Annotated in this window: 21 protein-coding genes; 14 read left to right on the top strand and 7 right to left on the bottom strand. The window is 33.9% G+C overall.

The window, feature by feature from the left end:
* Positions 1–10: 10 nt before the first annotated feature.
* The gene (locus CWO92_RS08015; protein WP_235851577.1) at positions 11–1,276 is read right to left on the bottom strand and encodes an erythromycin esterase family protein; all 1,266 of its coding nucleotides are present in this window, start codon (positions 1,274–1,276) and stop codon (positions 11–13) included.
* Between the two features lie 515 nt (positions 1,277–1,791).
* On the opposite strand from CWO92_RS08015, the gene CWO92_RS08010 reads away from it, so the two are divergent.
* The 6 genes from CWO92_RS08010 (at position 1,792) to nfsA (ending at position 6,409) form a co-directional block, all read left to right on the top strand.
* A complete protein-coding gene (locus tag CWO92_RS08010; protein WP_101353694.1) occupies positions 1,792–1,974 on the top strand; it encodes a hypothetical protein in 183 nt (60 codons plus the stop codon).
* A 276-nt stretch (positions 1,975–2,250) separates the two neighbouring features.
* Complete coding sequence (locus tag CWO92_RS08005; RefSeq protein ID WP_165786637.1) at positions 2,251–3,024, top strand: NAD-dependent protein deacylase; 774 nt, start codon at positions 2,251–2,253, stop codon at positions 3,022–3,024.
* Positions 3,025–3,042: 18 nt separating this feature from the next.
* Positions 3,043–3,849: a serine hydrolase gene (locus CWO92_RS08000; RefSeq protein WP_101353692.1), complete on the top strand. Its 807-nt coding sequence runs from the start codon at positions 3,043–3,045 to the stop codon at positions 3,847–3,849.
* Positions 3,850–3,893: 44 nt separating this feature from the next.
* Positions 3,894–4,043, top strand: a complete 150-nt coding sequence (locus tag CWO92_RS25310) for a hypothetical protein (protein ID WP_165786636.1) — start codon at positions 3,894–3,896, stop codon at positions 4,041–4,043.
* 136 nt (positions 4,044–4,179) lie between these two features.
* A complete protein-coding gene (locus CWO92_RS07995) occupies positions 4,180–5,181 on the top strand; it encodes an LLM class flavin-dependent oxidoreductase (RefSeq protein ID WP_101353691.1) in 1,002 nt (333 codons plus the stop codon).
* 481 nt (positions 5,182–5,662) lie between these two features.
* Entirely contained in the window at positions 5,663–6,409 is a 747-nt protein-coding gene (nfsA, locus tag CWO92_RS07990; RefSeq protein ID WP_101353690.1) for an oxygen-insensitive NADPH nitroreductase, read from the top strand.
* A 121-nt stretch (positions 6,410–6,530) separates the two neighbouring features.
* Here the strand turns inward: nfsA and CWO92_RS07985 are convergent, their stop codons facing one another.
* Complete coding sequence (locus CWO92_RS07985) at positions 6,531–8,201, bottom strand: ABC1 kinase family protein (protein ID WP_101353689.1); 1,671 nt, start codon at positions 8,199–8,201, stop codon at positions 6,531–6,533.
* A 40-nt stretch (positions 8,202–8,241) separates the two neighbouring features.
* A complete protein-coding gene (locus CWO92_RS07980) occupies positions 8,242–8,535 on the bottom strand; it encodes a phasin family protein (protein WP_235851585.1) in 294 nt (97 codons plus the stop codon).
* A 188-nt stretch (positions 8,536–8,723) separates the two neighbouring features.
* Between CWO92_RS07980 and CWO92_RS07975 the strand changes: the two genes are divergently transcribed.
* The 7 genes from CWO92_RS07975 to CWO92_RS07945 all read left to right on the top strand — a co-directional run bounded on the left by CWO92_RS07975 (position 8,724) and on the right by CWO92_RS07945 (position 14,906).
* Positions 8,724–9,779 carry an acyltransferase family protein gene (locus CWO92_RS07975; protein ID WP_101353687.1) on the top strand — a complete coding sequence of 352 codons (1,056 nt, stop codon included), beginning with the start codon at positions 8,724–8,726 and terminating at the stop codon, positions 9,777–9,779.
* A 92-nt stretch (positions 9,780–9,871) separates the two neighbouring features.
* Positions 9,872–10,438, top strand: coding sequence for a nitroreductase family protein (locus CWO92_RS07970; RefSeq protein WP_101353686.1), 567 nt, complete (start codon positions 9,872–9,874; stop codon positions 10,436–10,438).
* A gap of 428 nt (positions 10,439–10,866) precedes the next feature.
* The gene (locus tag CWO92_RS07965) at positions 10,867–11,106 is read left to right on the top strand and encodes a hypothetical protein (RefSeq protein ID WP_101353685.1); all 240 of its coding nucleotides are present in this window, start codon (positions 10,867–10,869) and stop codon (positions 11,104–11,106) included.
* A gap of 571 nt (positions 11,107–11,677) precedes the next feature.
* Positions 11,678–12,226 (top strand): RNA polymerase sigma factor, encoded by a 549-nt coding sequence (locus CWO92_RS07960; protein ID WP_321207786.1) that lies wholly within the window; start codon positions 11,678–11,680, stop codon positions 12,224–12,226.
* Entirely contained in the window at positions 12,216–13,241 is a 1,026-nt protein-coding gene (locus CWO92_RS07955) for a DUF4179 domain-containing protein (protein ID WP_101353683.1), read from the top strand. Before CWO92_RS07960 ends, CWO92_RS07955 begins: the two co-directional genes overlap by 11 nt.
* A gap of 470 nt (positions 13,242–13,711) precedes the next feature.
* Positions 13,712–13,996, top strand: a complete 285-nt coding sequence (locus CWO92_RS07950; protein ID WP_101353682.1) for a hypothetical protein — start codon at positions 13,712–13,714, stop codon at positions 13,994–13,996.
* A gap of 397 nt (positions 13,997–14,393) precedes the next feature.
* The gene (locus CWO92_RS07945; protein ID WP_101353681.1) at positions 14,394–14,906 is read left to right on the top strand and encodes a CBO0543 family protein; all 513 of its coding nucleotides are present in this window, start codon (positions 14,394–14,396) and stop codon (positions 14,904–14,906) included.
* A gap of 306 nt (positions 14,907–15,212) precedes the next feature.
* Here CWO92_RS07945 and CWO92_RS07940 read toward each other — a convergent pair whose 3' ends face one another.
* On the bottom strand, positions 15,213–15,704 hold the full coding sequence (locus tag CWO92_RS07940) for an RrF2 family transcriptional regulator (protein WP_101353680.1): 492 nt from the start codon (positions 15,702–15,704) through the stop codon (positions 15,213–15,215).
* Between the two features lie 213 nt (positions 15,705–15,917).
* On the opposite strand from CWO92_RS07940, the gene CWO92_RS07935 reads away from it, so the two are divergent.
* Positions 15,918–16,361 (top strand): carboxymuconolactone decarboxylase family protein, encoded by a 444-nt coding sequence (locus CWO92_RS07935; protein ID WP_101353679.1) that lies wholly within the window; start codon positions 15,918–15,920, stop codon positions 16,359–16,361.
* Between the two features lie 906 nt (positions 16,362–17,267).
* On the opposite strand, the gene bla is transcribed toward CWO92_RS07935, so the two are convergent.
* The 3 genes from bla to CWO92_RS07910 form a co-directional block, all read right to left on the bottom strand.
* On the bottom strand, positions 17,268–18,176 hold the full coding sequence (bla, locus tag CWO92_RS07925; RefSeq protein WP_101353677.1) for a class A beta-lactamase: 909 nt from the start codon (positions 18,174–18,176) through the stop codon (positions 17,268–17,270).
* 565 nt (positions 18,177–18,741) lie between these two features.
* Positions 18,742–20,538, bottom strand: a complete 1,797-nt coding sequence (locus CWO92_RS07915) for a BlaR1 family beta-lactam sensor/signal transducer (RefSeq protein WP_207767786.1) — start codon at positions 20,536–20,538, stop codon at positions 18,742–18,744.
* On the bottom strand, positions 20,538–20,927 hold the full coding sequence (locus CWO92_RS07910; protein ID WP_101353674.1) for a BlaI/MecI/CopY family transcriptional regulator: 390 nt from the start codon (positions 20,925–20,927) through the stop codon (positions 20,538–20,540). Before CWO92_RS07910 ends, CWO92_RS07915 begins: the two co-directional genes overlap by 1 nt.
* Positions 20,928–21,007: the final 80 nt, after the last annotated feature.

Raw genomic sequence — 21,007 nt, 5'->3', positions numbered from 1 at the left:
TTTGAAAACGTTAGATATGGATGGTTTTCATATTAAGAGGATGCAATGCATTTGAATGATCAATAAAGATGAAAGCATCATATCTTTCCGAAATGTTGGAGGGAACATAATTCCCATACATTTCATATTCAGGATGGTACACAACACCAATTGCCCGATGGCCAATGGTTTCATTAAAAAATCGCCGATTTTGGTCATTGAAGATCAACATTTTATCATACGCTCCAGCACGATGGAGCATATCTTCCCAACTATTTTCTTGTGCAGGAGGCACCTGCATCCTCTCTATATTCAGTCCCCACTCGCTTGAGGCAATCACCGTTCCTTCATATGTGCCAAAGCCGACAATATATACATTCTCACTATTTTCTTGTTCACGAATCAGCTGTCCAACGTTTACCATACCATCGTTTATCATATCTGTAGCACGTGCATCGCCAACATGTGTATTATGTTCCCAAATAATAACCTTTGCATCTTTTCCATAGAAGTTTCTAATCTTATTTAATGCAGAAACCATATGCCGGTCCCTAATATTCCAGGATTCAATATCACTAATAACCACTGTTCGATAATATTTTTCAGCATTAGCAGCCACTAAGGCATTTATTTCGAGGTTTAAGCTATTTTCAAACTCATCGGTGTATTTATGTTTATTGGTTTGGATTTCCTTAAGTATGGTTACTACCTCGTCTGCACAACCCTCTGAGAAAAATGCGGCAGATACAGCATATTTTTCAGAATCCTTTTGGAAATGCTCAAAACAAGCAAATGCTTTTTTTGCAGCATTATATTCTTCAGTTAAACCGGATTCTTCAAAGTACCTGAGAATCTCGTCCATTGATTCCCACATACTATAAACATCTAAACCATAAAAACCAACCTGCTTGTTTTTTGCTTTGGTTTGATTATGTTTCTGTAACCAATCCACTAGTTCCATTATCTCTTCATTGGCCCACATCCATGTTGGCCATCTCTCAAAATGGGAAAGAACTTCCTTTGCCGAAGCTTCTGAATCATATCCCTTAATAAATCGGTTAACAGCTTGACAAGATGGCCAATCACCTTCAACAGCAATAAATGAAAATCCCTTTTCTTCAATCAGCATTTTTGTAATTTCAGAACGGACTTTATAAAATTCCGAAGTACCGTGAGAGGATTCTCCTAACAATACAATTGTTGAATCCTCCATTTGTTCAACAAGTTTTCTTAAATCTAATTTACTTTCAAAAGGTAGGGAATAACTCTGTATATTCTCACAAAGATTCTGTTTCAAGTGAATGGCTCCTTCTAAGAAGATTCATTTTTGACTTTTACTTTTTAGAAAAAACTACACTTATTTATCATTCATATAATAGCAATCAAACTAAAAACTGAATAGATACGAGTTCTATCCTTTTCTCCCGTTATAACAAGTACTGATTGACCAAGATTTCCTGAATAATAAAGATAAGTAATTTCTTAAAAGGTCGTTTTAGAATAGAGAGCGGTAATAAAACATTAAAATCGGTGTAACACCTTCCATAATAGTGTGACTAAAAATGGAATGGTTATGTATATCTATATAGTTAAACGGATAACAATCTTGGAATAGAGGAACCGCTTCACTCAAAGCATACTTATTTGGAGTAAGCTAAATTGTGGAAGGTAAGATAAATCTATAAGGATATCTTACTTAAGATAAAAATGTACAAAAAGCAAATTTTTTATGTACATTTTGTGAATTATTTGTTACAATTTAGAAAACGGTTACAGCAAATTGTACAACAAAGGGATAAGGGAGAGGTTATCATGGTTAAAGCGATGATGGGTTTTTATATTATGGTGATGCTATATTCCATTTTTGGAACTGCTTATAGTATAGCATCAGGACATTTTGAACTTGTCACTCTAAATCTATTTGTTGGGTTAATCGGGGCTGGCTTACTTGCACTTGTAAATATGGAAAGAAAGAAAATGAAAACTACAAATTAACGGGGTAAAAGGAATGTGGATACGTTCCTTTTTTTATTGTGTGAGTAGCGGGTTCAACGTTGGCGTTATATTTGATAAAAACGCTGAAATTCTTCTCATTAGAGGACGCATGTTCTGTTATATGGAGTAAAACAGTTTTTTTCATAGTATTTTTATATTAGGGGGATTTTACCTAAATAAAGGAACATGAATCTAAATCGATATTTTGATCTATTGGTCCAACATATCATCATATGATACATATAAATGAAGAAAAAATCTGGAGTGATTAGCAACATGTCTGCCAATACAATGGATACTTGTACAAACCTTATTCGCAATGCTAAAAAGATAGTCGTTTTAACTGGTGCAGGAATTAGTACAGAATCTGGTATTAAAGATTTTCGTTCGAAAACGGGAATTTATTCCTTAGCACCGGAGTACATTCTTTCCCTTGACTATTTTTATCAGCATCCAAAAGAGTTTTACCAATTCGCTATCGAAAATCTTTATCATCCGGAAGCTGTACCCAATAAGGGACATGAGATACTTGCCAAATGGGAGCAAGAGGGAAAAGTAGCAACCATTATTACGCAAAATATAGATGGTCTCCACCAAAGAGCAGGCAGCAAGAACGTGATTGAATTTCATGGGACGATGAAGACTGCTACATGCTTAAATTGCGGAAAAAATTATTCTACAGATGAAATGCTGTCTCGCATGGAAACCATGGAAGATTTTTATATATGCAACAACTGTATTGCGAATAACAAACTCGAACAGTATATCAAACCGGATGTAGTATTATTTGGGGATACTGGTACATGGTTTTCGATGGCAGGAATTCAAACGATCCTACGATACATGCAAGAAGCGGATTTTGTACTGGTATTAGGTACAAGCCTGCTCGTTGCTCCGTTTTCTACATTTCCTCAATATAGGCGGCAAGGTGTTCCGCTAATTATAATCAATAAAGGCGAAACACCATACGATTTCGGTCAGGATACCTATGTTATTCATGAGTCTATTGGGAAGACAATGGAAGAAATAAATAATCAGTTACATCCATAAAAATAGGGGGTAAGGGAGATGGAATTGTTAATGAATGAGATTCAAGACATTCTCCATCGCACTGGTGGAACATGGGGGATTTGCTTGGAGGACTTGGATAAAAAGCAACATTGGTCATGGAATGAAAAGGAGGATTTCTTTGCAGCAAGTATTATCAAAGTGCCTATCATGGCTGCGGTTTTTTCTGCATATGACCAAGGACAATTTCATCTAAGCGACAAAATTGTTTTAAAAAGGGAAGATTTAGTTGGGGGATCTGGGATTCTTCAACATATGACTCCAGGAATAAGTCTTACCATTTATGATTATCTGACTCTGATGATTATCCAAAGTGATAATACAGCAACGAATGTATTAATTGACTTAGTAGGAGTGGAAAAAATTCAAGAGACCATGTCGGAAATCGGAATGAAAAATAGCTGCTTTTATAATAAGCTTATGACCGTTCCAGTTAAGACAAAGGGAAGAAATAAAATAACTGCTGGTGACATGGCGATTTTGCTTCATAAGTTAACCTCTGGTTCTATTATTTCCCAATATGCATGTGAACAAATGATTGACATCATGAAAAAACAGCAATTTCGGGATTGCCTGCCAGAACAATTTCCAGAAATGGAATCGGATATAATTGGCACGAAATCAGAATGGGAATTTGCCAATAAAACAGGTTGGGTAACAGGTATTCACCATGATATTGGAGTTTTATACGTTGGCAACCGCACGATGAATATTGTTGTACTTTCAAAAGATGTTGAGAATAGACTAGCCAAACAAACCATGGCGCAAATCGGAAAATGCATTTTCAATTATTTAAAACAATCATAAATATACCCCCAATGAACCATCCTAATCATTGGAGGTGAAGCAAAATGACAGAGCGACATTCCTTTGAATTTTCAAAAGAGGTATTAGACCAAGGAAATGATCTTACGGGACCTGATGACGAAAACAAAGCATCCTATCCGAGAATACCAAAAAATGTTTCCATCCAGAGTACAGAAGAGAGAAACGGAAAGTAATGTATATCGAGTGACTGTCAATTTGACAGTCTTTTTCTATAAAATTACTTTACTACAATTTCCAAGCATATAAGTTGGTTTTATAATGGCCTCTTGTTACTATAGAATTATTCTACATTTGAAAGGAAAATAGAGGATGACAAATATTCATATACCTGTATCGGTATTAAATTTAGCACCCATTCGCGAAGGCCAGACGTCTAAGGAAGCTATTGATTCTATGGTAGATCTTGCTCAAGCCGTTGAAAAAATGGGGTATACACGATACTGGATCGCAGAACATCATAATACCTCGACGCTTGTTAGCTCAGCGACATCGATTTTAATAAAACATACATTAGAGCATACTAGTCACATTAAAGTAGGTTCCGGCGGAGTCATGTTGCCAAATCATTCTCCATTGGTCGTGGCTGAACAATTTGGGACGATGGCTACCATTTATCCAGGTCGTGTAGACCTAGGACTTGGCCGTGCACCCGGTACAGATATGCAAACAGCCAACGCTTTAAGACGCGCTCAAGCTGATACAGTCTTTACCTTCCCTGATGATATTCAGGCTCTCCTTACGTATTTTGGACCAGAAGACGAGCAAGGTTATGTCAAAGCGTACCCAGGGGTCGGAACGAATATACCTATTTATGTTTTAGGTTCTTCAACAGATTCTGCTCATTTAGCAGCACGACTCGGATTACCTTATGTATTCGCTTCGCATTTTGCGCCAAGATTTATGGAAGAAGCTATTTCAATCTATCGTATGGAATTCAAGCCATCTGCGTATTTAGATAAACCATATATGATGGTTTGCCTAAATGTAATAGCAGCTGAAACAGATGAAGAAGCAAAGCATTTATCTACGACGATGAAACAATTTTTCCTTAATGTTGTACGAGGTTCTCAGATTAAACTGCAACCGCCAGTAGATACGATGGACCATCTTTGGACACCAATGGAAGCAGAAATGTCACAGTCCATGTCCAGTATGACTTTTATGGGAAGTAAAGAGACTATACGTCGCCAATTAACCAATTTCCAAGACTATTTCAACGTAAATGAAATTATGGCAGTGTCTTATATCTACGACCCAGACAAACAAAAACGATCTTATGAGATATTAAAAGAAGTGGTGGATGGAAAATAATAAAAATGTAAAGAGAAAACAAGGAACGCCGTGAGATTTCGGCGTTCTTTTACTTTTTTAGGTAACGTTATCGAAAATAATCTAGAATTTTAAAACACGAACGAGAATTAATCAAAATCACTAGCATGTACAGGAAAAATTTGATGAATTCGGAGTCATGGTATTTATGTCTACAGTCAAGTATAGATTAAAACTTCTTCATAGATTCAGGAATTGTAAAAACTGTTATATACAATACTTTAAATGTCTATTAAGATCCGCAAAGCGTTGAAGAAGACCGCCATGCGGATCAAATTATATTATAATGTTCCATCCGTTTTTGTAATCACAAAATCAGTATATAAGTTCTATTTATTTGTATTTTTATAAATTCTAAGCCCTTTAAATTGATTTTAAAGAGAGAAGTAGCTATATTAAAAATTATACTTTGAATCTGAATTTTAGGGCCATTGTGGTTATGGATAAAAAGGAGTGATAGAGATTGAATGAATTTATTGAATTAATACAAAATCATCGTTCTATTCGACATTTTGAAGATCGTCCACTAACTGATGAACAAATCAGGGCAATTGTAGAAAGTGCCCAATCTGCTGCAACTTCGAGCTTTGTACAAGCATACACGATTATTGGCGTAAAGGATAAAGCGAAAAAGAAAAAGTTGGCACAGCTATCCGGTAATGAATATGTAGAAAATAATGGCCATCTGCTTATATTTTGTGCGGATCTTCATCGCCATGAACTTATCGCAGAAATGGAGAACGTAGATATTTATCCTGCATTGGAAACGACAGAATCCTTTATGGTTGCCATCATCGATGCCGCACTAGCTGCACAAAATGCTGCATTAGCTGCAGAATCTTTAGGATTAGGTATTTGTTATATTGGTGGCTTACGCAATAACCTGGAGGAAGTGTCGAAAATATTACATATCCCATCCTTGGTGGTACCGGTGTTTGCGATGACTATTGGCTATCCATTAAATCAATCATCGAAGAAACCGCGTTTGCCATTTGAACATATTTATCATGAAGATGAATATCAATCAGACTCATCCTTATTGAAAAAACAATTAGAGGATTATAACAAAATCATTCAACAATATTATAAAGAACGCACAAATGGAAAACGTGATGATACATGGACGAGTCAAATGGCAGCAAAATTTAAAGTCCCTACAAGGACCTATATGAAAGACTTCGTTACCAAACAAGGATTTAATAAAAAATAAAAGAGGTGCCAGGCACCAGACGTGGACATTTCACAACTTTGTCCGCCTCTGATGGACAGTTTTCCATTGTCCACATAGGACGGACAAAATCTCCATTTGTCCACGAGTGGTGCCTGGCACCCTATTTTTTAAAAATGGAAAAGAGAAGCCACAGGAACATTAAAATAGCTATTATGAATCCGATTTCGGTTGCTGGGATATTCCAAAGAAGGGTAGATTGTTTATTTAATGCCGATCCGATTATAAGGCCCACCATGATAATACTGAAAGAAAGCAATACTATACTGAATGATAATCGGCTGCTAATTCGATCTAGCTTTTTTAAGAACTGCTCGAGCTCTGGTACGGTTACTTCCATTCGCAATTTGCCTTTTTTGATCGTGGAGGTTAAATCTTGAATATGCTTGGGAAGCTGTGTCAGAATTTCACCATATTCAAATAAATAATTTGCTGCATTTTCCGCTACTTTTTTTGGTCTTAGCCGCTCTTTCAATAATTTGCGGCCAAAGGGTTCCGCAATATTCATAACGCTGATTTCAGGGTCCAACATTTCCACGGTACCTTCCATAGTCAGAAGTGTTTTTCCCAATAAAGTTAAATCTACAGGGATTTGAATGCGATGCTGGTAGGCAATGGAAAACAAATCATTGATTGATTCTCCGAGACTCACCTGACTTAAAGGTACATCCAAATACTTTTCCTTTAAATCATCCACATCTTTCGTTAACTGCTTCATATCTATGTCTTCAGGAATTAATCCCATCCTGGTGACAGCTTTTATCACTCCTTCAGTATTTTTGCGCATCATTGCAATAATTAAAGTGGCTATATGGGTCTTCATTTCTTCCCTAAGACGGCCAACCATTCCAAAATCTAAAAAAATAATCACTTCACCTGGCTGGGCCAATATATTACCGGGATGTGGATCTCCATGAAAAAATCCCTCTATTAATATCTGATGGAATATCGATTGAACGAATCGTTCCGCTAAAATTTTCCGATTAATTCCTAAACTATCAAGCGTATTCACATTATTTAACTTAATGCCTTCCATAAATTCCAACGTTAAAATTTTTTGCGAAGATAAATCCCAAAATACTTTTGGAATATGTACAGTTGCATCGCTTTCAAATTGTTTTGATACTCTCTCCGTATTTCGAGCTTCAATCGCATAATTCAATTCTGCTTGGAGAGATTTAGAAAACTCTTCCACTATCTCTGTCAATGGATAGCGGGAAGCCCAATCCAATCGCTGAACTGCTAACTGTACTAAGTCTTGTAAAATTTCTAAATCGGTTTGGATGACTTTATAGATATTAGGACGTTGAATCTTCACCGCGACTCGCTCATTGGATTTCAATACCGCGTAATGAACTTGTCCGATAGAGGCCGCAGCAAGAGGAGTTTCTTGAAATTCTTTAAACAGAGTATCGATGGAGCCTCCAAGCTCTTCTTTAATGATTCGCTCGACTTCTTCAAATGGGAAAGGAGGGACATCATCTTGTAACTTTTCCAATTCTATAAGAACTTCTGCGGGTATAAGATCGGGTCTTGTACTAGCAATCTGCCCCATTTTTATAAAGGTTGGACCTAATTCTTCTAAAATAAGCCGGATACGTTCCCCAATAGACTTGGAATTCATCTCTTGACGGCCATCCTGAAATAATCTTTTCGGTAAGGATAGAAATTCAAAAAGCCCCAGATCCTTAATTATGAAACCGAAACCATTGCGCGCAAAAGCTGTAACAATATCACGGTAACGACCGAGGTGACGAACTCTTTTTTCAAAAATGGAAACTCACTCCTTTATCGCAACAACCAATATACGTCTATTATTCAACCGAATTCATTTTATTGTCAATCTGGTCGATGCGCTTTTCCAAGCGTTGAATATCCTCTTTGGTCGCTAAATCCCATTTACTTACGAGTTCACGTGCTTTTTTCGTAATCAAATTGTCTAATTCTTGTTGTGTTTCTATACCTCTTTGCAATAGTTTTTCGACTAATTCAACTGACTCATCTCGACTGAGTTCACCTTTTTTTACCAACTCATCCACAACTTTTTGGGCTTGTTCCTTGCTAACAGCTGCTAATCCAAGGCCTAGTGCTAAGCCTTTATTTAACATATTCTTCAATTAAAACTCCCCTTTAAATTTTATTTGGTTAACGAACTATTATGATTTATTATTCACAGACGATATAACTCAATGCATGACAGTCTTAAGATTTATTTAAGAGAAATATATTATAGTTTAATGGTTGATTTTCTTGTATTACCTCAAATCATATTAGTAGAAGAGAGGGGGATTATAGTATGAAAAAAAGATTAGACTGGTTAGATGCAGGAAAAGGATTGGGAATGCTTCTTGTCATGCTGGGACATGCTGATATTCCAATATTCCTTAAAACATATATTTATACTTTCCATATGCCACTTTTTTTCTTTTTGTCAGGGTACTTATTTAAAATGGAAAAGTTCTCTAACTTAAAAGTATTTTTCATCAAAAGAACAAAGTCATTAATTTTTCCATATCTTTGTTTTTCATTCCTGGCCTATTTATGGTTTTTAGTTGTCTATCATTATGGCGAAGTAGACTATAACCATGATTTATTTACGCCATTGATTGGAACGTTTATTGATATTAGAAAATCAATTTGGACGGTTCATAGCGGTGCATTATGGTTCGTTGCTTGTTTATTTTGTACAGAGCTACTCTTTTATTTAGTTACAAAATTTGGCAGAACCAATAAGCGGATAAGCTTCTTTTTAATTCTGTTATCTGTAATTGGTTGTATTTATAATAAAATGCACGGACAACCACTGCCTTGGGGTTTTGATATTGCGTTGATTAGTGTAGGATTTTATGGACTAGGGTTCTTCTATAAGGTCTATCAAGATAAATTGGATAGATATTTGCATTTCAACACATTTATCTTTTTCTTGATCATCAATGTTATAACAGGTTATGTAAATTATGTTTTTACAGGAGATAGGGTGGATTTTTACAATAGTAGTTTAGGAAATATCTTTCTATTTTATGTAGCTGCTATTTCCGGAATAGGGGCATTTATGACAGGAATTAAGCATATTAAAAGAAGTAAGGCTCTTCAATATGTTGGGAAGAATTCACTCATTTATTTAGCATTGCATCAAAAAATCATTTTCTTTTTAATCAGTGTAGTGATGCAAAAATATATATTAGATTATAGTAATTTAGTCAATATTCCGGTGGTAAAAGGAATCTTGTATACACTAATTGCTGCTTTCATTTCAGTGCCAGCAGTATACATTATCAATCACTATATGCCTTTCATGCTTGGAAAAATAGGCAGGGAAAAGGCACTAAATGCGCATGTAAATGCATCCTAATATTTAATGAAATGAATTTCAAATTATTTGAATAATAATTTTCCTTATTCTATACTCAAATTATGTTGTTTTTACAAAGGAGTCGATGGTAAATGGAATTAATGGATTTAATCAAATCACGTCGCTCAATCGGTGCCGTAGAGGAAAAAGATGTACCGGATGAAGTGATTAATGAGTTACTCGAAGCGGCAACATGGGCACCAAACCATAAAAAAACAGAACCATGGAAATTTCGCGTTATAAAAGGGGATGGCCGTGTTAAATTAGGGAATGAAATGGCCAGAATCATGCAAGAAAAAACAAAAGGATTGAGTGAGGAAGAGGCACAGAAAAAAATTGAAAAATCCAGAAAAGGTCCGCTAAGAGCGCCTGTTCTCATTATTATGGCAGCAAGTCCAAGCGGAAAAGTTCCAGAAATAGAAGAAGTCGTTGCAACTGGCTGTGCCATGCAAAATCTATTGCTTCTTGCTACAGAAAAAGGCTTGGCAACAATTGCAAGAACCGGGGATATTGCCTATGAACCTGAATTAAATAAATATCTTCAGCTTGAGGAAAACGACAAAATTATCGGACTCGTGTATATAGGCTATCCGAAACAAGAATTTAATATAAAAGCAGAGCGAGTACCTGCTGAAGAAAAAACAATTTGGTTTAATTAAATGATTGAATAAAGCTCTTTCAGAAGGAAGGGCTTTTTTTACATACGAGATTGGCTTGAAACCAAATATACTTCCAACTTGCAAGAAATTATATCACATATGAATGGTAAACAAGTTTCCCTGCAATTTATTGTGAAAGAAAAAAGGGAAGTAATAAATTAATACTCTTACATGGCATTAGAAAGTGTTGTACGAAGCAAAGAACCTGCTAATTTCTTGCATGATGTAGCGAAAAGCAGGAGGGAGGGAGACCTGCTAAAGAAATTGCAGAAAAAACTCAGCTTGTACGTTAGAATTCCCCAAGACACTTGGAGCTAATTTAAATATTCTTATAAAGTAAAGGGTAAGGTTTGTGTGAGAATAACTTTCCTGAAAAAGGAACTTTCCTACCTTTTGAAGAAAGTTTATAGAAGAAATGAGGGATAAATATGAAAATAGGAGAATTGGATCAACAAAAATTAGGAAGAGTTCTTATACAGGCCTCAATGACTGCACTTTATCAAAAAAACGAAACCTTACAAGAAACAATGTTAAGTTTTGAGCCTGACTCGGAAAATAAAGCGGAATGGAATTTTGTAAAAGATTTATTCACTTTAACCACAGACGAAATAGCTGATAAATGGTATGGTGGAAAAGACAAATCTATTGGTTTTATCTTTAAAGAATAGTTGTTTTTATAACACTGTCATTAGTATGTCAAAAGATATAAGCTGCCTAATAGTCGGCTTTTTTCGGTCCTTGAGTAAAGGAGAAGTTTACTGATAGAGTAAAAATATTATAATGCACTTTTTAAAGCCAAATAACAAAAAACTGTACCTAAATGGAACAGCTTTTTGTTATTGCCTTTAATAATCATAATTTTTTAGAAATGTATTTAATAACATTTTTAATCTTACTCAAGAGAGCAATGTACCTATTGAAAATACGAATCTGATTTATAATGCTGTGAATTATTATTATTATTAACCCCCAACGAAAGCTTAAAATAATTATTATTAACACTTCAATTGTAATAATGGTCCCAGAAGGTATATAATTCACTGCCATCCCCTGAGTATTTTTTCCTCCTATATATGTAATTCTTCTAAAGATATTTATTTCTTCTTTATATATTCAAAGTCTATCAGGTCTTTTATTTAACAAATGGGGTTCTTTAATGGAATAAAAGAAAAGATAAAAAGCTCCGGCCAAATACAACAGTTTACCGTCTAATAAATATAGATGTAAGAAAGGGGGGCGATTATTCTGTCACGTAAAATACGGGAGAAAGCTAAAACAAATTCAAAATTAGGCAAGGAAGAATTAATTTTACTATTTCAAGAATACCAACAAGATATATATCGCATGGCATTCACTTACGTAAAAAACAGCGAGGATGCCTTAGATATAGTACAAGATGTTGCTTATAAATGTCTCAAGAACATTGATACATTGAAAGAAAAGAAATATTTTAAAACATGGTTGTTAAAAATTACAATAAATTGCTCCTTAGATTTATTAAGAAGAAGTAACAAGATTGTAGCAATTGAATCTACAGATTTAGAAAAACATCAGGACATTTTGAATACAAAAGTTGATGTACCACTTATGTTGTCGCTTAATGATATTTTAGAAAAGTTAAATGAAACGGAAAAAACAGTAATCTTATTAAAATATTTTCAGGAATATACATTTCAAGAGATTTCTTTGTTTATGTCTTTACCGTTAAGTACTGTAAAAACCATTACATATCGTGCCTTGGGGAAACTTAAACAGTATATCAAAAAGGAGGATATATATGGAGCATAATCCAATTCGTAAGGAAATAAATTCTATTGAACTGCCTAAAGAACTAAATAGAAGAATTATGGAGGGGTTTATACAAGCAGAGCAAGAAATGAACAATCAATCATTAAAGAAAAAGGGAAATAGAAAAAAGTATATCACTCTTTGGTTTTCAGCTGCTATTATTTTTATTGGACTTTTTGTAGGTTCTTCTTTTGTTTCACCAACGATTGCTTCAATAGTTTCAAAAATGCCATTGTTCCATAATGTTTTTAACAGAGGACCAATTGTTGAATCATTAATGAATCACTTAATAAAGCAAGGTTATACCATTAAAGGGCTATCCCAAACTAAAAACACCATCTCTGTATCTATAGATCCAAAACAATATTCTGAGCAAAAGAAGGAAGTAGAGAAAGCCGCTAAGCAGTATATTCAACAACAAGGATATAGTAATATTGAAATAAAGGTGAAAAAATATAGTGGTTCTAAAGTAATCAAAAACGTAACAGATTATCCTTTAGAAAATAGTGATTTTATTATAGAAATATCGAAGAAAATGGCAGAAGCAGGATTTGATACAAAATACAATCAATACCAGACAAAACCAAAACCAGCAGAATTAACGTTAGTTATTCCCGAAAGAGATTATAAAACAAGAAAAAATGACATTATTCAAATAGTAAAAGAGGTTGGAGACGCTTTTGATGTAGGAACTTTTAAAATATCATTTAATACATTTAAGATTGATAATCTGGAAAGGAAAGATAGGTGGACGGATATTATTTCTACTCTTAATGAAGTATTACTCAATTACAAAGAATATCCTATTAATTCCTTTGGTTCTTCCATTAATGACAATGTTAGATTATATGTTCAATTAGACATTCTGAGAGATAATCCAAGTGCAAAAGAAAAAGCAAAAGTTATCGAACAAGAAATTCGTGAATTTCTTTCCTCTCCAATAATTAATAAAGTTATTAAAGATGACCATTATAAAATTGAAATAACAAGTAAAGATAAAAAAAGGTTAAATTAAAAACAGGATGTCCAACTCAACTTCCTTCTAGGAAATATTAGTGGGATTTACTGCATGTAAAAAAGTGGTGCCTGAATACAATCTTTCAAAGTCTAACGTTGAAGAGGCTATGGGTATTATTGCTCCCGAACTCTATTGAATGGAAGCGAAACCAAATTAAACTTTGATGCACTAATGAAACTGTAAACAGGTTGATTATTAAAAGCAACCTTTCTTCAAAAAAATATTTCCCCTAATGGAATTAAGTTATCAGTGTTTACAAAATAAAATCAACACATTATTAATCTTAACAGTACTGTTAAAATTAATAATAAAATATTGTTATAGGGGAGATAATAATGAAAAAAAGATTAAAGAATAAATTGGGGAATAGATATGATTTATTAAAGCGAGCTAAACGACAAAAACATAGAAGAAAAGGAACAAAATAAATAGCTTATGCACTTGTCCCAATGGGAGAAAAAGATAAAATGAAATTTGTAAATGATGGGTATACTTACTACCCATATGCAACACACTGGTTTGTAGAAATAGCACTTAATACTTATTTTTACAAGCAACCTTATATTATTCAAATCTATCCTTGTACAGAGAAAGGTAGAAGTGATGAGAATACGTTTGTACAAGTTAACTCTGTGGAAAAATCAGAAAAAATTATTCCGCTTTTTGAAAAAATAGTGGAAGATATGAAAGCAGATAGATTTTGGAATACTGAATATAGTTTATGTTTTAGTCGATTAATTCGAAATTCATGACGGAATCTCGAACATTTTCTTTCTTTACAAAAGGACGAGGCTATTACTTTAAGAATACTGATTAAATCAACCTATCAAATGAATCTTTCGGAAAGGTGGAATAGAAACGGCTTCTAAAATCAACGAAAAAAAGGGGATATTGTTCGCATAATAATTGGGGAAGACACGGAATCCGGTAGTAAAACGGCAAAATTTTGTAATTGAGTGCCGAATGACTATCAGTCTTTTTGCTTCAAAAATATCCTTACGAGATAAAATACAACCATAGATGCAAGTGTAAACCTCAAAAGTAACATACTATAAAATACTGAGAATACTCGCGAATCGGAACTAATATTTCGAATAAAAATAAGCCATAATATAATGGCTAGTTTTTATTCTTAATAGGATGGTGCAAATGTACATTATTTTTCGCATGATGTTATGGATTCTTGCAGCATGGCGTTGGGGAGATTGGAGGAATTGGGAGAAGTATCAGTCCACCTTTCTCTTTGTTATTCTACTGGACTTGTTATATAACTTTCTTACATATAATTATCCGATGTGGGAATATGATCCTACTGATATTATTCCGAATCATACTCTTAACAACCTGCTTGTAACGTTTCTTTCTTATCCATCTATTGTATTTATATATTTAGGACGGTATCCAATTGGATGGGCAAAACAGGTTGCCTGGATCATTTTCTGGGTGACCCTTTTATCTTTCGTAGAGTTAGTAAACCACAAAATGGGTTTAATGAGTTACCATAATGGTTGGAATTTCGGGTGGTCTGTAATTTTTTATCTTGTGCAAATGCCTTTTATACGGCTCCATTATAAAAAGCCATTATTAGCCTACGGACTCTCAGTACTAATGATTGTAGGACTGTTATTCCTATTTAAAGTCCCTGTTAGCAAAATGAAATAAATAATGTATTTAACTAACTACCTATATTTCTGCGCCGTAAACTGGTGGCGTGTAGGAATGTCCATTAATGGTTTTAGAGACAACCTGAAAAGTTTTGTTGTTGGTTCTCCTAAAGCATTGAACTAACGGGTGGAAGAGTGTTAAAGATCCTGCTACCAATCTGGTGGCTTTTTTATTCGACAAAAGGGGCAGGATAGTTAAGGATGTAGTGTAGTTATTAATAGAAAATTTAAAGATACATTTACCTTGAACAAGGAAAAACCTCTCTAAATTCCTTTTGATTTTGGAATTTTACGAGAGGCTTTTTTATTTGTTGCTCTTCGAAAAATATTTCCGTGTCTCTTCGCGTACTTGTTTGGACAAGTCACGATCAAGCTCTTCATTTAACCATGCCAGTGTTTTCTTACGCAAGTAATCACGCATTTGTTTTTCCGCAGAGAGCATAACCAAATTGATGGTGCAAGAAGATGGTGCTGAACAACAACCTTCTCTGTACAAATATCCATTGTCTTTAATATTTTTACATTGAAAAATAGGCTTAGGTCCTTCAACTGCTTCAATTACATCCCAAAAGGAAATATCTTCCGGGGGCTTAGATAACCTATATCCGCCCTTTACACCAGGGACTGAAATTACAATGTTTGCCTTAGATAATTTACTGAAAACCTTGGAAAGAAATGTCTCAGAAAGTCCTTGAAATTCTGCCAAATCTTTTATCCCAATACTTTCATTGGAAGGAGCATCAATTAAATAAACCAGACAATGTAAAGCATATTCAACTCCGACACTATATTGCATATAAACTCACCTGCTTTTAAATTTAAGGGGTTACAAATTGTATCTTATGAGTATTTCGAGTGTTAGTCAAATTAAAGAAATATCTTTTGGATATATCATATAAATTGACAAAAATAATTACAACATATATCATGGACTATATTAATCGGCGATTAATATAGTCCATGATTAGCATCTGAATTTCATTTTAAAGGGGAAAAGGAGGAAATAAAGTTGGAACAACGAATTGATTATTACAATGTAGCACCAGAAGCACTTAAAATAATGAGGGAAATGGAAAAGTATACGAAAACTACAGGAATCGACCGTAAACTTCGTGAACTTATAAAAATTCGGGCTTCTCAAATAAACGGCTGTGCATATTGTTTGAATATGCATACAGCAGATGCTCGAAAAATGGGTGAAACAGAACAAAGAATATACTGTGTTAGTGCTTGGCAAGAGTGTGAATTCTATACAGAAGCAGAAAAAGTAGCTTTAGAGTTGACAGAGCATGTGACCTTAATTCCAACAAAACGAGTTCCTGAAGAGCTTTATCATAGAGTTCGGAAACATTATGACGAAAAACAGTATGTTGATCTTGTTCTTATAATTAATCAAATTAACAGTTGGAACAGAATTTCTATTTCAATGGGAATTACAGCAACTGAAAAATAATTATTCCCAACGAAATCCTCTAGTGTTCTATGCTTTTCCATTTGAAGTTACATCAAGATAGATTGTAAAAAAATCTCTTACTAAACTAAAGGATGCCTTAGTTTAGTAAGAAATTATATATTTTAAAGAAAAACACCGCAAAAAGATAAAGTGGTGTTTTTTATGTATATGGTATTTCAATGCCATTTGTATCAAGTATTTGGTGAAAGATTTTAAACAAGAAATTTTCCGATTGATGGATCGTGGCTGTTGTTTGCCGTTTCCTAGTTGGTGCTAAATAAACCGGTAAACTTGGGCTTTGATAATAGCAAAGCTCTGTGGAACACGTATGATCCTCTAAAAAGGATAAAAATTGCTTTAAATTATATTCATAAGTGCCAATCTTATGCGATGAGTAATTTTTCTCAAGTTCAAAAAGAAGGATATCGTTCACATGAATAATCCAAAAAATTATCAGTAAAGTACCGAAGGAACCTTCACAAGTATAGATATTATAGGAACTATAGGGGATAGCCCTTTATATAACGCAAAAAATTCTAGTTTACATAATATATATTATAGGAAGCAACGTATAAATAAAGAATTCTGTCTCATATCAAAAGATTACTTTAAATAATGAGACAGAATAAAATTTTTGAACTGCACCTAAAATTTTTTTCGTTATACAATTTAATTTATCAATCCATATAGTTTTTCTCAAAATAGATTTGATTATTAAACTATACGCTATAAAAATTTATTTTCTTTCCCGGTTTCTTTCATAGTTTTACTATTGTTACTTCTAATTCAATTCATTTGCACTTCATACCTTAGTTTACATAATATCTTTATGCTTACTATTATATTAATTTTCTAAAACTATAATACACTGCTATTTAAAGTCGCCTCTACGTGATCATTTATAAATCACTTAAAAGCATTGAGAGCTACTTTAGCTGCATTCTCTATAAGTTCATCGTTATAAGTTGCATCCTTTGTTTTGTGACTGGACAAAATTGCAATAATAATTGGCTTTTTATGAGGCGGCCATACAATAGCAATGTCATTTCTAGTTCCGTAGCTTCCTGCTCCTGATTTATCTCCTACCGCCCAGCCTTTAGGTGCACCTGCGCGAATAAGTTTGTCACCGGTAGTGTTGCCGCGCATCCAATCAGTAAGAATCCTACGTTTGTCGCTTGGGAGTACATTAGTGACTGTAAAAGCTTTAAGGCTTTTCGCAAGTGCCTTAGGAGTGCTTGTATCTCGTAAATCTCCTGGTGTTGCTTCATTTAACTCCGTTTCAAAACGATCAGATCTGGTGATAGTATCGCCAATCTCACGTAATGATTTTTCGAAACCTTTTGGCCCGCCTAATTTCTCTAACAGAAGGTTCCCTGCTGTATTATCGCTATAACGAATGGCCGCATCGCAGATTTCCTTTAGAGTCATCCCGGTATCAACATGCTGTTCTGTAATTGGCGAGTATGAAACAAGGTCATCTTTGCTGTAATGGATAACTTCGTCGAGACGGTCAATTGAATTTTGCTGTAGCACAACGCCTGCTGCAAGTACCTTATAGGTGGAAGCGTAAGCAAATCGTTCGTCAGATCGATATGCTATAGTTCGTTTTGTTCCAGTGTCAATAGCATAGACACCGAGTCGTGCATCAAATTTTTTCTCAAGGTGAACGAACTTTTGATTTATTGCGTGTTCTGTAGTTTTTGTTTGGATTACTTTGTCCTTTGCTTCCGTTAGTATAGATCCGCCTGCGAAGAGACTTATACCTAGTAGTCCAACACACAACCCGATTTTTAGCACCTTTAAATTTTTCAACATGATCACTCCTTCAAATATTTTGTGATTCTAATAAATTTTTCTTGCAATATAGATGGGTTTTATCACCCCCTCCAAAATACTACAATTGTAGTAATTAACTTAAAAATTATCCCAAAAGAGTCGTACTCTTTTGGGTGTTACTTTTTGAAAGGCTGTTTCCGTAAATGCATTAAAAACCTATGATATACTACAATTTAAGTAATATACATAAAATGGTAAGGGTGTGGTCGATTAATGTTAATTTTCTTCTTGTTTGTAATTCCATCATTAGGAGTTTTATTGTTTTTAACCTTCACTTCTTTTTTGAAGAACTTAAAGGATGGGAAAAGCACTTATAATCAAACTATTTTAGGTGCTATTTTAACATTTATTTTCCTATTTGCACTAATGTATGGATTTGTAGCTGTACATTAAACAACTAATCTACTACTGTTTGTTTTTTCACACCACGAACATTTGTTTGTAATCCACCAAACTGTTCATTAATATCTAACCACATCTAACGACTCCTGACCGCCATTTTTAGAATATGGTCAAGAAAGCACCATCTAACCGAGAACTGCCATTAGAAAATATGTTTTTCATGTAATATTTGCTTTGCTATATCGGCAGCCTTCGCTCCATTAGCCTTTCCATTATTATTTTGAATGTTAATTGCAAAATAATAAGTGTTATTGTCTTTTTTTACGAAGCCGATAAACCAACCATTTATGTCTTTACCATTTACTGTTCCAGTTCCGGTTTTCCCATATAGTTGCTTTTGCTTTTGACCTTTAATAAAGATTGCCTTTTTTATCGTACGAACATTTGCCTTATTAAAGCCAAATGCATTATTATCTAACTTACTTAATAATTGCACTTGTTCTATTGGCGATATTTTTAATGAAGATTCTAGCCAATAATTATCTATACCTCCAGACAAGTCCTCATTTCCATATTTTATTTTATGAAAATAATACTGTAATTGCTTTTTTCCTACTTTATTATCAAGATTTTGAAAATACCAATTTACTGAATTTCCTAATGCAGTTGTTATCGTTTGATTTTCATTCCATTTTTTAAAAGGATAGATTGTTCCGTCCCATTTCTGTTCATTGTTATTCGGAGAAATTACGTTCGTCTCTAAAGCGAATAAGCCAGAATATATTTTATATGTGCTGTCAGGAGAAATCCTTTGTTCACTTAATTTGCGATTAAAAATTTGATATTGTTTTTCTGTTGCATCATATAAAACAAAACTGCCTCTATAGCCATTAAAATAAGCACTCAAATCTTCATATTTTACATTTTTCTCCTTCAAATGGTACACATTATCTGTACTGGCTATAGCTGAGGAAAGCGAAGTAAGGAACAACATCACAATTCCTAAAATGGTATAAATTATTTTACCTTTCCATTTCAAAACATGAGAATCTCCTGAATAATTAGCAATACTTTGGATTCTTTGTTTAAGTTGTTTCTTTGTTCCTCCAATTCCTGAAGAAAACTGACCAAAAGCATGGTTATGTTTTTTATCGGCAAATTGAATAATAGTATAGCCATATTCGATATATCCTCTTTCATCTAAGAGATTTAGAACAGCAACATCACAAGCCAGCTCTCGATCTATCCGCATTCTTTTTAATGCCAACCATGTTAAAGGATTAAACCAATAAATTATTTGGAAAAGCCACATGGCATAATTAGTAACTATATCTTTGCTTTTTTGGTGACTTAATTCATGTAAAAAGACATATTTTAAATCCTTTAACGAAAATTCTACTTTTGTTTTGGTTGGTAAGAATATATAAGGTTGCATAATTCCAAGTGTAATTGGTGAGGAAATAAGGGAACTTTCTTGTAAAATTATTTTTCTTTTCACTCCCACCACCGCTTTACACTTCTCTAACAGTTCATTTATTTGTTCATCCTTAATAGTCACAGCTGATTTTTTTATTTGTTGGACCTTATAATTTGCATAAATGGTTACTCCGATGAAAATAGCTATTCCAATGATCCAAAATGCCATAAAAGGAAGATAAAAAATATCTGGAGTTGACTTGTTCGCAGATATCGTAAAATTATGCAATATATCATTATTAGATGAGTGGGAAACATCTAATTTCCCTAGGTTTTCATGATTTAATGTTGTATCACTCTTCATGAAAAGGAAGCTTTTCAAATATTGAAGCATTTCTCCGCATCGTAAAAAATCCCATGGGAAAATAAAAGAAATAAGTGGCATAAAAAGAAATAACCAAATTTTATAATGTGTTTGCTTCGACATATGACTATGAAATAATTTTTTTGTTGCAAGGATTGCCAAGATAAGGAGGGACACCACTACAGTACTTAGTAAAAATCGAAGTATAACGGCATCCATCATTTTTCTCCTTTCTTTTTATCCCTCTCAGATAAAATGCTCTTTAGTTCGTCAATATCTTCCTTTGACAATTGATCATTTTCAATAAAATTTAATACCATTGAGTTTAATGTACCGTCAAAAAATTGCTTTAGAAATAATTTGCTTTTTTGCTCGACATATTCGCTCTCTTTTACAAGAGATGTGTAAATAAATGCTCGGCCTTCTTTCTCTGTTTGTAATACTTTTTTTCGTACTAAGCGTACTAGCATTGTTTGAATAGTATTTGGTTTCCAATCAATTTTTTGCGATACCTTTTCCACTATCTCTGGAGTAGATATCGGTTCATATTTCCATACTACTTTCATCACTTCATGTTCGGCTTCGGAAATTTGAGGAATCTCTTTCATCATAGCCCTCCTCGTATATTTTACATTTGTAGTATTTATTATAGCAAGAAGGGCCAATTGATGAAAGCGTTAATATACCT

This window comes from Heyndrickxia camelliae (assembly GCF_002844575.1).
Lineage (GTDB): Bacteria > Bacillota > Bacilli > Bacillales > Bacillaceae_C > Margalitia > Margalitia camelliae.
This window is presented reverse-complemented; position numbering and strand designations above follow the sequence as displayed.